This window comes from Saccharopolyspora oryzae (assembly GCF_027853915.1).
Lineage (GTDB): Bacteria > Actinomycetota > Actinomycetes > Mycobacteriales > Pseudonocardiaceae > Saccharopolyspora > Saccharopolyspora oryzae.
The window spans coordinates 220,067-232,987 of record NZ_JAQGLA010000002.1 but is presented as its reverse complement, the minus strand read 5'-3'; the positions used below and the strand labels follow the sequence as shown (position 1 = coordinate 232,987).

Below are 12,921 nucleotides of genomic sequence, written 5' to 3'. Positions count from 1 at the left end.
ACGGACGCGATGAACACGAAATCGTTTGGTCCCATCGAGGTGAAGGACGCCGCCGCGGGCGAAGTCGAGGCTGTGTTCTCTCGCTTCGGTGTGCGCGACCACGACGGCGACGTGACGTTGAAGGAAGCATTCACCCACGGCCACCCCGTGAAGATCAGCGCCTACAACCACGGCTCGTGGGAAGGCAGTCTGCCGGTCGGCAAGGGCCAGATCGAGGTCCACGACGACCGTGCGGTGCTCAAGGGGCGGTTCTTCCTGAACACCACCGCAGGCCGCGAGACCTTCGAGGTCGTCAAGGAACTCGGCGAGCTGGGGGAGTGGTCCTACGGGTTCACCGTCGCCGACTTCGAGCAGGGCGAGTTCGAAGGCAAGTCGGCGCGGTTTCTGAAGAAACTGAACGTCTACGAGGTTTCCCCGGTGCTCAAAGGCGCTGGGATCGGAACGCAGACCCTGAGCGTGAAGTCGCAGGGTGCGAGTTTTGCTGGTCAGTGCGAGCAGGTCTTGACCGCTCTGCAGGAGCTGACCAGCCGCGGCGCGGAAGTCTTGGCGAAGCGACGCGAAGCGGGCAAAGGGTTGGGCAGTGAATCTCGCGATCTGCTGCTGAAGGTCTCCGACGAGCTGGAGTGCTTGAAGCACCTGCTGGTCGAGCCGGCCCCCGAGCCTGAGTCAGAAGGCTCCGACGACGAATTGCTGCGCGAATACCTGCGCTGGGTCGGCAGCCAACACGGACTGGCTTCGTAAGCCAAGAATCCAAAGGAGACAACGGGAATGAGTGAATTCCCGGCGCTGAAGGCTGCCCAGGGGCGGCTGGAAGCCAAGAACGCCGAGCTGGCCGCGATCTTCGAAGAGGCCGGTCCCGAGCTGGACATGAAGCAGGTCAAGAGCGTTTCCGACCCGCTCAACGCGATTCGGTCGCTCCACGAGGAGATCAACGCTCTGGGCGTGGAGGTCGACGAGCTGAAGGCGGTGCAGAAGGCCGCCGACTACTCCTCGGCGAATCGCGGTGCCCGCGAGGGTGAGCGCGAGGAGAAGGCCGACGAGCAGCGCGAGGCGGCGTTCAAGAGCATCGGTGATGCGTTCGTGAAGTCGGCGGCGGTCAAGGGCAAGCTCGGTCCGCAGGGCCCGGTCGCGCACCTCGACGTCGACCTCAAGGCGCTGTTCGAGACCGGTGGCTCGGCCGCGGCTGGCGATGGTTGGCCGCCGGAGACCACCCGGACCGGCAAGGTCGTGGACTTCGCGACCAGGCCGATTCAGGTGACCGACGTCTTCCCGACCGGCTCCACTTCGCAGCAGGCCGTGGTCTACATGGAGGAGACCACGTACACCAACGCCGCGGGGGAGATCCTGGAGGCCGGGACGTTCCCCGAGGCCGCGCTGGCGCTGGATGAGAAGCAGTCGCCGGTGCGCAAGATCGCGGTGTGGCTGCCCATCACCGATGAGCAGCTGGAGGACGAGTCGCACGCCCGCGGCTACGTCAACAACCGTCTGCCGTTCATGCTGCGGCAGCGGCTGGACTCGCAGCTGCTCAACGGCAACGGCACCGCCCCGAACCTGCGGGGTGTGCTCAACACCGTCGGCATCCAGACCCAGGCCAAGGGCACCGATGCCGGCCCCGACGCCATCTACAAGGCGATGACCAAGGTGAAGGTCACGGGCCGAGCTCGCCCGGACCACGTGGTGATGCACTCCAACGACTGGCAGGACATCCGCCTGCTGCGTACGGCGGACGGCATCTACATCTGGGGCTCGCCGCTGGAGACTGGGCAGCCGCGCATCTGGGGCCTGCCGATCGTCGAGAACGACGTGATCGCTGAGGGCACCGCGCTGGTGGGCGACTTCCGCAACTTCACCGAGCTGGTGTCCCGCCGGGGCATCGACGTCCAGGTGACGAACTCGCACGACCAGTTCTTCATCCAGGGCAAGCAGGCCATCCGCGCCGACATGCGTGTGGCGCTGGTGGTGTACCGGCCGACCGCGTTCTGCACGGTCACCGGCATCTGATGACGGACGCGGCGGGGCTGCTCGATTGAGGGGCCCCGCCGCCATCCTCGGAAGGACACGAGGTTATGGCGACCAAGCCACCGAAGAAGCCTGCGCCGAAGAAGCCGCAGGGCAAGCCGGGGCAGAAGCCGCAGGCGGGCAAGCCGGCCCCGAAGCAGCCTGCGAGGCGTGGCCGCTGATGGCTGCCCCGAAGCGGAAGAAGCCGAGCGCGTCGCAGCGTCGTGATCGTGCTGAGTACCAGCGCGAGTACCAGCAGAACCTGAGTTCGTCGCAGCGGCGTCGGCGGGCCGAGTACCAGCGGGATTACCAGCAGAACATGTCGGCTTCGCAGCGTCGCCGCCGAGCGGAGCAGCAGGCCGAATACCAGCGCAAGAACCCGCGCAAGAAGAAGTGAGGACTTCAGGATGGGTTACATCGAGGGTGCTCGGCACCGCGACCTGGTGAAGGCCGGCGCTCCGGTCAACGGGGACTTCAACGGTGAGGCCGACAAGGGTGCGGTCCTGCGTGACAGCACCACCGGCAAGCTCTACATCAACACCGGCACGCTGGCCGCGACGGTGTGGACGCTGGTGGGCGCGCAGGTCTGATGGCCGAGCAGCGGATCTACAAGACGGCCGACGGCCGCCACGTCTACGAGGGCGACCCGGCGGCGGCGTTCCTGGCCTACGGGGTAGGCGACGACGTCCCCGCCGCGGTCATGCAGGAGCTGATCCCGAACCCCGATCCCGCCCCGAAGCGGAAGCCGGGCCGCCCACCGGTCTCGAAGAATCGGGCTGAGCACGAGGACAAGTGATGGCCGATCCGTTGGACGTGTTGACGCTGGCCGAGGCCAAGCAGGCGCTGAACATCTCCGAGAGCGTCACCAAGCACGACGCGGAGCTGCCGAGCTACATCACGGCGGTGTCGCAACGGCTGGACCTCTACATCGGGCCGGTCGTGCAGCGCACCGTCACCAACGAGGTGCACGACGGCGGACGCCCGTCGGTGTTCCTTGACCTGTTCCCGGTGGTGTCGGTGACCCAGGTCATCGAGTACAGCGACACCACTTCGACGGTGCTGACCGCGGAGTCGAACGCGGTGAAGCCGGACGAGGCGTATCTCCTGGAGCGCTACGACGTGATCCCGTCGCTGTGGTCGGGCCGGCTGTTGCGGCGCAGGGCGGGCAGACGGGCCCGGTTCGAGTCGGGGCAGGCGAACGTGGCCGTGTCCTACGTCGCTGGGCGGTGCGCGTCGACGGCGGAGGTCCCCGAGCGGTACAAGCTCGCGGCGAAGTTCATGCTGGAGAACTTCTGGCGGTCCCAGCTGGATGCCACCGGCGGGGTCAACGAGTTCGACATGCCGCAAGCCAACTTCCCGCGCTGGGGCATCCCGATGGCCGCGCGGCAGCTGGTGTCCGGTGAGATCCAGGAGCCCCGGCAGGTGGTGCTGTGAGCACCGGAACCACGCTGGTGGCGTTTAAACGAGCGCTCGTCGAGACCCTGCAAGCGCGCCCCGGGTTGGTCGGGGTGCAGATCTCCTACGGGTTCCCCGAAACCGAGATCTGGGACGAGTCGATCTGGATCGAGGACGCACGCGCCGAGCTGGGCATCCCGACGATGAAGATGGGCACCAAGCGCGTCGAGGAGAACTACTCGCTGACGGTGGCCTGCCAAGTGCTGCGTACCCAGGCCGAGGGGCAGGACGTCGCCGACGACCGGGCGGCTGAACTGCTCATCGAGCTGCAGCAGATGTTGGCCGAGAAGCCCGAGCTGATCCCAGAAATCTTGTGGGCCGAGATCGACGGTTGGACCCACCACGTCGGCGCGCTGGCGAAGAGCGATGGGCACGGCTCCCGTTTCGATGTTCGGGTCCGGGTGCGGGCTCGTCTTCACCCATAGGGAAAGGAAAGAGATCCCGTGCTGATCGTCTACAAGGGACGGTATGACGCCGTCGAGGTCCCCGACGTTGGGGGCGTCGTCCTCGAACATGGCGTGCCCAAGGAGATCGCTGACACCCCGAAGTCCCGCCAGCTGCTCGAGCAGCCGGACTTCGAGGAAGTGAAGGAAAGCAAGGCGAAGCCTGAGCGCGTCGCTAAGAAGGAGGACGACCGGTAATGGCTCTGTACTCGGGCCTGTCGGCGCAACTCGGTTTCGCCGAAGAGACCACCTACGGCACGTACACCGCGCCTACCCGTTTCTACGAGTTCCTGTCCGAGGAACTGAAGATGGAGATCGAGCGAGTCGAGTCCGAGGCCCTGCGCGCCGGCACCCGCACGCTGCGCTCCGACCGCTGGACCCCCGGCAAGAAGAACGTCGAAGGTGACGTCGAGCTGGAGCTGATGACCAAGGGCGCTGGGCTGATGCTCAAGCACATGCTCGGCGGGGTCACCACGACCCAGCCGGACGTGGCCAACTCGCCGACGGTCTACAAGCACACCTTCATTCCCGACGAGGTTCCGACCGGCCTGACGTGCCAGGTTGGCCGTACGTCCATCGATGGTGTGACCCGGCCGTTCTCCTACGTCGGCTGCAACATCAGCGAGTGGGAGCTGGAGGCCGGTGTCGGTGACCCGGTCAAGCTCACGGTCTCGCTGCTGGGGCGGGACGAGGCCACCAGCCAGCCGCTGGTGACCGCCACCTACCCGGCGAACAACCACATCTACACGTTCATCCACGGCTCGTTGACGATCGACGGAACCCCGCTGGACGTCAAGGAATTCTCGCTGTCGGGTGAGAACGGGCTGGATGACGACCGGTACTTCCTGGGCAGCCAGCTGCGCAAGAAGCCGGTGCAGGCGGAGCTGTTGAACTTCGAGGGCGAAGTTGCCACCGAGTTCAACAACCTGGACCTCTACAACAAGTTCATCCAGGGCCAGGAGGCGGCGCTGGTGCTCACCTTCGACTCGGGGGTGGTCATCGAGGATGCGCTGACCTACAAGCTCGTGGTGACCTGCAACGTCCGTTTCGACGGCGAGACCCCGACGGTGCAGGGGCCCGAGGTGCTGGAGCAGAACATCGCCTACAAGTGCATCGACTCGGGCTCGGGCCCGGGGTCTGCGGTGAAGTTCGAGCTGTTCACCAGCGAGGCGACTCCGTAAGTGGCAACGTGCAAGCGCCTGGACTGGGATTGGGATTCCCGGTTCGCCCGTGTGCAGGCCGCGATCCAGGAAGCGTCTGAGGACGCACTGGAGGCCGCCGCGGACAAGGCGTTGGCCGACGCTGATGTACCGGTCCGATCCGGAGCGTTGAAACGCTCCGGCCGGGCTGACGTGGCGTTCCCTGTCGCGGTGGTCCACTTCGGGTCCACCGGTAGCGACCCCCGCGGCAGGGGCACCGAGCACTACGCCATCCCGCAGCACCAGCGCTACGACTACACCCACCCCAGGGGCGGTAGCGCACGGTTCCTCGAATACGAGCTGTCCCCAGGGCGGCGTCTGTACGAGGTCATGGCCGATCGCATTCGGCGAGTCATCGAAGGCAAGAAATAGGAGCCCCCTCATGCCCACTGCACGTCAAAAGGTCGATTCGCAGTTCGACGTCGCTGCTTTCATGGAGTCCAAGGCACCCAAGGAGTCGATCAACTTCTTCGGTGTGTCCGTCCCGGTGCCCACCGACACCCCGCTGGGGGTGACGTTGCAGGCCAGGATGGCGCAGCAGTCCGAGGAAGAGGCCACCCAGCAGAACGTTCTGGAACTGCTGGCAGGGCTTCTCGGCCAGGACATCGCCGACCAGATCGAGGCAGCCAACCCCGGTGTGAAGGCGTGCGGTGTCCTGCTGCTGTGGGCCTACCGCAACGCGGGCGGCGAGAAGATGGGCTTCCCCGAGGCCTTCGAGGAGTACGAGGCCAACGAGGCGGCGGCTCGTGAGGCCGCGGCCGGCGAGGTTGAGGGAAAAGCAGCGGCGAATCGGGCGGAGCGGCGCGCCGCGGCCCGTACGACCCGGAATGGGAAAACCTCCGGCGGCACTTCACGCTGATTCTCGCCGACTTCCGGCGTGAATACGGGCTCACCCCAGACGAGATCTGGGAGATGCCCACCCGATTGTTCAAGTGGTATCTGAACGGGCTGAGTCTCGAGTCCCGGTTCATGAAAGCCATCGGCGAGAAGAAGCAGACGCGGGTGGCGACCCGCAGGGCGCGGAAATAGCGGAATAGCGGGGGTTTCGGCTCAATGGCAATGTCGGTCGGAACCCTGCTGGGACAGCTGCGCCTGGACAACGATCACTACCTGCGCGGGTTGCGGACGACAGAGGCCGCGACCCGCGCTTCCGCGCGTTCATCGGCCGATGAGGTCGAGAAGGCGTCCAAGCGAGTGGAGACCGCGCGCAACAAGGAACTCGACGCGGCCGGCAAGGTCCGGGTCGAGGAATCCAAGCTGGAGGAGCTGCGCGGCAAGTCCAACGTCTCGGCGTCGCGGTTGGCCACCGCCGAGGAGCGGTTGGCGTCGGCGCGTCGGGCGCACACTGCGGCCACCCGTGAGTCGGAGCGGGCCACCGCCAGCCACGACACGGCGATCAAGAAACTGGGCGAGTCGCTGGAGCAAGCCGCGAAGCCGCGGACCGCCCGCATTAACGTCGACACCAACCAGACGGTGCTGCGCGACATTGCCGCGCGGATCGACCAGGCGTCACGTGATCGTGCGGCGAAAATCGGTGTGCAGCTCGAGGGTCAGGCGGTCGCCAACTCGCGGCTGGACATGCTGGCCCGGGGGCGCACGGCCACGATCAACGTCGACGTCGACATGGGTGCGGCGTTGCTGGCGATGGCGGCGCTGGATGCGGTGGTAAGTCGCGTGGGCCGCAGCTCGGTGCGGGTGGCGGCTGGCGCGAGTGCGGCGGTTGTTGCGGTCGCCGCGCTCGGCGCGACGTCCTCCGGGGTCGCAGGGCTGGGTGCTGCTCTGGTGGCTGCGTCGGCGGCGGCGCTGATGATCCCCGGCGCGATCGCCGTGGGGGTGGGGGCTGCGGCCACCCTGGTCGTTGGTGTCCGTGGCGTCGGTGCTGCGTTGAGCGCGGTCGCGTCCGGTGACGCCGCGAAGCTCGATGAGGCGCTGCGGAAGCTGGCCCCGTCGGCACGCGAGTTCGTGCTGGCCGTGGCTGGGATTCGCGGAGAATTCGTCGCCCTGCAGCAGCACGTCCAGGGCGTGCTGTTCCAGAACCTCGCCGCCCCGTTCCGCGAGATGGCCCGTGCCTTGCTGCCGGAGCTGCACGCGGGAATGGGGCGAGTCGCCGACCAGATCAACACCCTGATCCGGCGAGTGCTCGAGTTCTACACCCAGGCCAAGACCGTGGCCGACGTGCGTCGGATGTTCGAGTCGATCGACCTGATCGTGCGCAACCTCGGCACGCAGGCCATGCCGTGGCTGCTGGCCGCGTTCCGCGACATCGGCGTGGTTGGCTCGCAGGCACTGGCCGACCTGACCGGTGGTGCGGGTGCTGCGGCGCAGCGGTTCGCCGAGTTCATCGCTCGCGCGCGGGAAACCGGGCAACTGCGCCAGTGGATTGACCAGGCGCTACAGGTGCTGCGCGACATGGGCGCGACGCTGGTCAACGTCGGTCGCATCGTCGGTGAGGTGTTCTCGGCGGCCAACCAGCACGGCGTCGGGTTCTTCCAGGTGCTGCGGCAGGTCACCGACCAGATGGTGGCGTTCCTGCGCAGTGCCGAGGGCCAGGCCGGGCTGCACAACTTCTTCAACACGTTGCGCCTGGTCGTCGACGCGGTGGCCCCGGGCCTGTCCGCAGTGGTGCGCATGTTCGGCGAGATCGTGCGCAGCCTCGGCCCCGCGCTGCCCGAGGTCGGGCGCGCCTTCAGCCAGCTCGCGATCGAGCTGCAGCCCGTGGTGACCGGGCTGGCTCACCTGGTCGCGGCCGTTCTTCCGCCGCTGGCCCGGATGATCGGTGACCTGGCCCCGTTGATCGTCCCGTTGGTCGGCGGGTTCGTCGGGTTCAAGCTCGCGTTGTGGGCGACCACCACGGCGGTCGGTGGGCTGCACGGTGCGCTGACGTTCCTGTCCACGCACCCGCTGGTGGCCGCCGCCGTGGCGGTGGGCACGCTGGTCGGCGCGATGGCGACGGCGGTCATCAAAATCAACGAGCAGGCCGCCGCCACCCAGGCCGCGACCGGGCGCGTCACCACGTTCTCCGACGAGATGAACCACTCCCAGATGGCCGCCGACCGCGCCAGCGGCGGTATCGGCCAGCTGGAGGCCGCACACCTGCGGATGGGCATCCAGGTCGACAACTCGGCGGTCAAGGCCCGCCAGCTGGAGGATCAGCAGCGCCGGACGGCCGAGGCGACGCGGGCGCACCTCCAGGCTGTGGTCGACCTGCGCAACGAACTGCTCAACGGCTGGGACAAGGACCTGCAATACCGGCAGGCCCTGCTGAGCGAGGAGCAGGCGCAGCGCTCCGCCGCCGACGCCGCACGCAACCACGGCGCGGGCAGCCTGGAGGCCCGCCAGGCCGGCCTGCAACACGAGCAGTCGATGCTGGCCGTGATCCGTGCCGCCCAGGAAGAGGCCCGGTCGCACTTCGCGGTCAAGGACTCGGTGGAGGCCAACCGGGCGGCTGTCGATGCGGGCACCCGGTCGCTGCTGGAGATGGCGGCGCAGGCGGGCGACAACCTGCCGCCGAAGCTGCAGGAAATGATCGCCAAGACCGACGCCGCTTCGTTGGCGGCGGCCGGGGCGCGGATCAAGACCGATGAGTTTGGCCACGCCGTGGCGGTGCTGCCCAGCGGCAAGGTCGTAAAGATCGACGCCGACATCGACATGGCCGTGGCCAAGATCGGCAGGCTGCATCAGCTGCTCATCGACCTGCCCGACGGCAACGTCGAGGCTGGGCGCGCCATGAACCGCATGGATGTGGCCCGCCGGATGGGTAACGCCCACGGCGCGATCGTCCAGTACGCCTCGGGAGGCATGTGGCGGGACCAGGCGCGGGCGCAGGGGCTGACGCCGATGTCGTCGCAGGTGGCCACCACGGTGCCGCCGAACACGTGGCGGGTGGTGGGCGACCGGGCCCGCGACGATGAGGCGTTCATCCCGATCAACAACGACCCGCGCTCGCGCGCGATCCTCGCTGAGACCGCCGCACGGATGGGCTTCGGGCTGACGAGGCTGGCCGAGGGCGCGATGCTCGGCGCTGCTGCAGCGAGCACGGCACCGGCGGATGGGGCCGCCCCTGCGGGCTCAGCGACGGGCGCGCCCGGCACGGCCGGGATGCTCCCGCTGGACGCTGCCGCCATCGCCGCGATCACGGCGGCCGTGCAGGCGCTCAACCTCGCCCTGCAGACCCTCGACCAGACGCTGGTCACGGTCAACACCCAGGTCACCGTGGCCAACACGACGCTGGCCGGGCTGTCGTTGGCGTTGGCCAACCACGGCGCGGCGCTGCCGCCGCTGACGCTGGCCTACCAGCTGTTCGGCCAGCAGGTCGCCGGAGCCTGGACGCTGATCAGTACCCAGACCGCAGCGTCAGTCGCGACCATCACGGGCGTGCACTTCACCGGCCTGCGGTTGGGGCTGACCGACCTGGGCATGGCGTTCGGCGCGTGGGCGCTGGCCGCGATGGATGCGTTTACACGCACCACGGGACACATCGGCGCGTCGACGGCGACGGTGAACGGCATCCACTTCGTGGGCCTGAAGACCGGGCTGGGCGACCTCGCGCTGTCGTTCGACCTCACCGCACAGTCGATCAACGGCGCCTGGGACCGGACCACCCAGCACATCGGCTCGTCGGCGCTGGTCATCACCGCCACCCACTACGGGACGCTGAAGGCGGGCAACGCCGACCTCGACGCCAACACGAACCTGCTGTCGCAGTCGGTGAACAACTCCTGGACCAACACCACCGGGCACATCGGGGTGAAGGTCGGCGAGATCCGCGGTCTCTACGACCAGCTGAACGGTGCGACGGCCGGGGTGGGCGAGATGTTCGCCCGCACCGCCGAGGGCATCCGCATCAACTGGGATCGCATCCGGGGCTACGCGGCCGAACCCATCCGCTGGGTGATGGACAACGTCTGGAACAAGGGTCTGGTGCCGATTTGGAACGACGCCGCCAAGGTGTTCGGCCAGCCCGAGCTGCAGCCCAAGCCCATCCCGTTCGCCACCGGTGGCCCGGTGCCGGGCGTGGGCAACAAGGACAAGGTGCCCGCCAAGCTGATGCCCGGCGAGTACGTGCTGAGCAAGAAGGCCGTGGCGAACATGGGCGGGCTCGGCGCGGTCGACGCCGCGCACCAGGCTGCCCGCGGCGGTCAGAAGACCCCCGCGCCGCGCCTGCTCGGCGGGGCGTCGGGAGACGGACCGGGCGGTGGCCCGGTGTGGGGGTTCGCCAGCGGCGGCCACACCTGGCAAGCGATGTCGAACATCGCGCGCCAGATGGGGATGACGGTGACCTCGGCGTACCTGGACCGCATTGGGCATTCCGGCTACCACGGTAAGGGACAGGCCATCGACGTCGTCCCGGCTGGGGCGGGAACGGCACAGCGGATTTTCGAGCGGTTCCCGAACGCCACCCAGATCATCTCGGCGCAATGGCGCGGTGGTACGGGTGTCCTCAACGGACAGCCGCACTTCTACGCCAAGGACAACGCCGACCACTGGGACCACGTGCACTGGGCGATGACCCCGGAGGCGATGGGTGGTGCGGTTGACCCTGGTGGGGCTGCGGGCATCGACTTCGGGCCGCACCCGGCGGCGGTGGAGGCAATCCGCAAGCTCAACGAGTTGAAGGCCAAGGTCGACCCGGGCGTGAACGGGGCGTGGTGGTCGCCGAACAAGGGCAACCTGTGGCCGGACCTGGTGCGCCGCACCGCGCACAAGATGATCGACGGCGCGATCGGCAAGCTCAACCAGGTCGGCATGATGGCCGGTCCGATCTCCGGCGGCGCGGCCCCGCCCGGCGTCATCAACGGCTGGATCATGGAAGCGCTGCGCATCCTGGGCTGGCCCGCCAACTACGCGCTCGGCCTGTTCCAGCAGATCATGTCCGAGACAGGTGGCCGCAACATCATGCAGCAGGTCCAGGACATCAACTCGGGGCCGAACGCGGCGCGCGGCGTCATGCAGGTCATCCCCACGACGTTCGCGGCCAACGCCCTGCCGGGCCACACCGACATCTGGAACCCGGTGCACAACATCATCGCCGGTGCCCGCTACGCCATGCGGAAGTACGGCGCGAGCTGGTTCAACCCCGGCCCGCACCACAACCACGGCTACGACTCGGGCGGCTGGCTGGATCCGGGCACCACGGCCGCGGTGAACAAGACCGGCAAGCCCGAGGCGGTGCTGACCGCTGAGCAGTGGCGCGCGGTCAAGGGCGGCGGTCTCGGCTCGAAGACCGTGAACTACCACCTCACCGTGTACAGCGCCGGGAACGACGAGATCGACCTGCGGGAGCAGTTCCGGCGCATGGAAATCCTGGGCGGTATCTGATGGCAATCCAGTTCCGCTCGGCGGCGTCCGCGCAGGCCGAGCTGACCCCGACGGTCACGGTGGCGAAACCGGCCGGGGTGCAGGTCGGCGACGTGCTGGTGGCCACCCACTTCGCCACCGGAGATCCGGAAGACATGGCCGCCCCGGCTGGCTGGTTGCAGGCCGGGGCTGATGGGCTGCAGTCCGGGGTGTCCAACGGCAAGGTCTGGTACCGCATCGTCGACGGCACCGACGGTGCGAACTACACCTTCACGATGACCAGCAGCGCCTCGTGCACGCTGGTCGTGCAGGCGTTCTCCGGGGTCGACCACGCGGTGCCGGTGCCGACGGTGGTGTGGGGCGGGGCGGCGTCCACCACCAACCTGCACGTCGCGCCGTCGGTCCAGCCGACCCTGCTGAACTCGATGCTGATCTGCGCGTGGGGCGCGACCGCCGGCGGTGGTGGCCGCGTTTACACGCCCCCGGCTGGGATGACCGAAGACGGCGATCTCGCCTCGGGCTGGTCCTTCGGGGCGGTCGCACACGAGCAGGTCACCGCCACCTCGCCGACGGGGCCCCGGACCGCAACGTGCGGAGTGTCGACGATCGGCCACCTGTCGGTGTCGCTGGCGCTGAGCCCGGCGGTCTCGTCGTTGACGTCGTCCGAGGGCGAGGTCATCTGGTGGATCGACCCCGAAGGCACCTCGACGGTGCTCGGGGTGTCCTGGGGCGTCTCCGGCCGATTCGCGCCACCGCCGAAGTACGACGAGGAAGTGGTGCCCGGCGAACCGGGCGCACGGGTGCGGTCGGTGCGCCACGACGTCCGCGAGTTCACCCTGCCGCTGTGGCTGGGCACCTACAGCTCCGAGGCTGAGCTGCGCCGCGAGATGCGGCGCATCGTCGCCCTGATGGACCCGGTGCGCGGCGAGGGCAAGATTCGGGTGCAGTCGCCGGCGGGCGACCAGCGGGAGATCCGCTGCCGGTACGCGGCCGGGCTGGAGATGGACGAGTCGCTGGGCGACAACACCGGGTTGCGGGCGCAGAAGGCCGCGGTGGTATTCCGGGCCCACGACCCGTACTGGATGGACGTCAACGACACCATCGTCACCCTCACCATCGGCGAGACCCCGAAGTTCTTCCCGATCTTCCCGATGCGGCTCACATCGTCGGAGATCTTCACCGAGTCCTCGATCGACAACCCCGGCGATGTGGAGGCGTGGCCGGTGTGGACCCTGCAGGGCCCGGGGTCGTCGATCGTGCTGCGCAACCTGACCACCGGCAAGAAGCTGGAGCTGTCCGCCAGCGGCGGGCTGGCGCTCAACGCCCGCGAGTCGCTGATCATCGACACCCGGCCCGGCAAGAAAACCCTGGTGCGCAGCGAGGGGACCAACCTGTGGCCCTACGTCTCCAACGACTCGGCGCTGTGGTCGCTGCGGCCCGGCGGCAACCTCGTGCGGCTGGAGATGTCGGGTTCCAACACGGATTCGTACCTGCGCGCCGCGATCCGGCCCCGGTACCTGACGGCGTAG

At 68.1% G+C, this 12,921-nt stretch carries 13 protein-coding genes; all 13 read left to right on the top strand.

The genetic code is table 11. From position 1 onward, the window contains the following. The first annotated feature begins 9 nt into the window (after positions 1–9). Entirely contained in the window at positions 10–741 is a 732-nt protein-coding gene (locus OU415_RS02360) for an HK97 family phage prohead protease (protein WP_270946823.1), read from the top strand. Positions 742–768: 27 nt separating this feature from the next. Next, positions 769–2,001 (top strand): phage major capsid protein, encoded by a 1,233-nt coding sequence (locus tag OU415_RS02355; protein WP_270946822.1) that lies wholly within the window; start codon positions 769–771, stop codon positions 1,999–2,001. A gap of 178 nt (positions 2,002–2,179) precedes the next feature. Beyond that, entirely contained in the window at positions 2,180–2,395 is a 216-nt protein-coding gene (locus OU415_RS02350; protein ID WP_270946821.1) for a hypothetical protein, read from the top strand. Positions 2,396–2,405: 10 nt separating this feature from the next. Then, positions 2,406–2,588 (top strand): hypothetical protein, encoded by a 183-nt coding sequence (locus OU415_RS02345; protein ID WP_270946820.1) that lies wholly within the window; start codon positions 2,406–2,408, stop codon positions 2,586–2,588. Further along, on the top strand, positions 2,588–2,794 hold the full coding sequence (locus tag OU415_RS02340) for a hypothetical protein (protein WP_270946819.1): 207 nt from the start codon (positions 2,588–2,590) through the stop codon (positions 2,792–2,794). The genes OU415_RS02345 and OU415_RS02340 overlap by 1 nt, the downstream gene beginning before the upstream one ends. Further along, positions 2,794–3,432, top strand: coding sequence for a hypothetical protein (locus OU415_RS02335; protein WP_270946818.1), 639 nt, complete (start codon positions 2,794–2,796; stop codon positions 3,430–3,432). Before OU415_RS02340 ends, OU415_RS02335 begins: the two co-directional genes overlap by 1 nt. Continuing rightward, positions 3,429–3,878, top strand: coding sequence for a hypothetical protein (locus OU415_RS02330; protein ID WP_270946817.1), 450 nt, complete (start codon positions 3,429–3,431; stop codon positions 3,876–3,878). The genes OU415_RS02335 and OU415_RS02330 overlap by 4 nt, the downstream gene beginning before the upstream one ends. A gap of 18 nt (positions 3,879–3,896) precedes the next feature. Beyond that, positions 3,897–4,094, top strand: a complete 198-nt coding sequence (locus OU415_RS02325; protein WP_270946816.1) for a hypothetical protein — start codon at positions 3,897–3,899, stop codon at positions 4,092–4,094. After that, positions 4,094–5,077 (top strand): phage tail tube protein, encoded by a 984-nt coding sequence (locus tag OU415_RS02320; protein ID WP_270946815.1) that lies wholly within the window; start codon positions 4,094–4,096, stop codon positions 5,075–5,077. The genes OU415_RS02325 and OU415_RS02320 overlap by 1 nt, the downstream gene beginning before the upstream one ends. Continuing rightward, the gene (locus tag OU415_RS02315) at positions 5,078–5,467 is read left to right on the top strand and encodes a hypothetical protein (protein WP_270946814.1); all 390 of its coding nucleotides are present in this window, start codon (positions 5,078–5,080) and stop codon (positions 5,465–5,467) included. Between the two features lie 10 nt (positions 5,468–5,477). Beyond that, positions 5,478–5,954: a hypothetical protein gene (locus tag OU415_RS02310; RefSeq protein WP_270946813.1), complete on the top strand. Its 477-nt coding sequence runs from the start codon at positions 5,478–5,480 to the stop codon at positions 5,952–5,954. A 200-nt stretch (positions 5,955–6,154) separates the two neighbouring features. Beyond that, positions 6,155–11,413 (top strand): hypothetical protein, encoded by a 5,259-nt coding sequence (locus OU415_RS02305; protein WP_270946812.1) that lies wholly within the window; start codon positions 6,155–6,157, stop codon positions 11,411–11,413. After that, positions 11,413–12,921 carry a phage tail family protein gene (locus OU415_RS02300; protein ID WP_270946811.1) on the top strand — a complete coding sequence of 503 codons (1,509 nt, stop codon included), beginning with the start codon at positions 11,413–11,415 and terminating at the stop codon, positions 12,919–12,921. The genes OU415_RS02305 and OU415_RS02300 overlap by 1 nt, the downstream gene beginning before the upstream one ends.